1 protein-coding gene is annotated in these 1,387 nt (G+C 62.1%); it reads left to right on the top strand.

The features are described 5' to 3' along the window. The first annotated feature begins 118 nt into the window (after positions 1 to 118). Positions 119 to 694 carry a group II intron maturase-specific domain-containing protein gene (locus tag ABZ909_RS43665; protein WP_357012404.1) on the top strand — a complete coding sequence of 192 codons (576 nt, stop codon included), beginning with the start codon at positions 119 to 121 and terminating at the stop codon, positions 692 to 694. Positions 695 to 1,387: the final 693 nt, after the last annotated feature.

Below are 1,387 nucleotides of genomic sequence, written 5' to 3'. Positions count from 1 at the left end.
AACACTCAACGTCACGCTCAGAACATCCGATCTCGCCCATATCGTCAGAGAACTACTGGGTCACCATGTCTCACGCGAGTCTGGCAGATAGGGGTACGCGGACGACTGGGTTCTCGCAGTGACGGGAACACGTGCCGACTGCGAAACCCTACGGGACGAGATCGCGGGAGTCTTGGCGACGATGGGCCTGCGCCTGTCGGAAGAAAAGACCCTGATCACCCATATCGACGAGGGCCTCGACTTCTTGGGCTGGCGCATCCAGCGCCGGATCAAGCGAGGCACGGCCCACCGCTACGTCTACACCTATCCGGCGAAGAAGGCGGTCAAATCCGCTGTCGGCAAGGTGAAGACGATCTGCCGGGCCAGCGTCACCCAGCCGCTGGCGGCCCTGATACATCATCTCAACTCGATGTTGAGGGGCTGGTGCGCCTATTTCCGGCCAGGAGTGTCCAGCCGCACGTTCGCATACCTGCGGGCTGTGGTCTGGCGCTACGTGTTCGCCTGGCTGAGACGCAAGCACACCAAGGCCACCTGGCAAGACCTACGGCGTCGCTACTGCGACGGCGGATGGTGGCCCCACGATGGCGAGGTCAAGCTCTACAACCCGGCAGCGGTGCGCACCACGCGATATCGCTACCGAGGTGCGAAGATCCCGTCCCCGTGGCCTGCGGCCCGTGAAGACCAATGCGCCTGACGAGGCTTGTGGAGAGCCGGTTGCCTGGAGACAGGCACGGCCGGTTCGGCGAGCGGCCTGGAGAAACGGGTCGGAAGTAATTCCGATACCGCGCTTCAGGCCGACTCAACGCTAGGATTCTCATGGCAGTGGCGATTGTTGCCCACACGGCCGCCAATTCGCGGCAAAAAGTCCGCCACTCGACCCACTCGAAAGAGCTGGTAGACATGCAGATTGGACCGTACCCGCTCGGCAGCGGTTTTGGAATACGGCCCGAGCGCTCCTGGCGACCCGTGGCATGACCCATCGCGAGTCCCAGTCGGCAATGGGAGCCAAATTCTGCGGATCCACCATGTGGAAGCACGCCCCCAGCCGACTCCGACCTGCGCGAGCGGCGGATACCTCGGCGCTCCCGAACTGGCGATGCTCTGCACCAACGACGTCTTCTGGGATCGGATATCCGAAATAACCAGTCTCGGACGACAAGATGTGTTCGCCGTTTCGGTTCCGGGGACCGAAAACGTCGTTGCTCAGGGGATTTCGGTCTACGGTGGGCGGTAGGCCCGGGTGTTCCGTGCGTCCGCGAGGCATTGTCGATCCGGACGCACGGACCGTCGCCTACCGAGATTGAATTTGTGTAGTTACGCGCTGAATTTGGTTGTGGTGACCGGTCGGTGTGGATGTTTGTGTTCAGGGGTGGTGAATCCGGCTGTG

The sequence above is a fragment of the Nocardia sp. NPDC046763 genome (assembly GCF_040645495.1).
In the GTDB taxonomy this organism is placed as follows: Bacteria; Actinomycetota; Actinomycetes; order Mycobacteriales; family Mycobacteriaceae; genus Nocardia.
The sequence above is the reverse complement of the archived record's forward strand: the minus strand, read 5'-3'. Positions and strand labels throughout refer to the sequence as shown.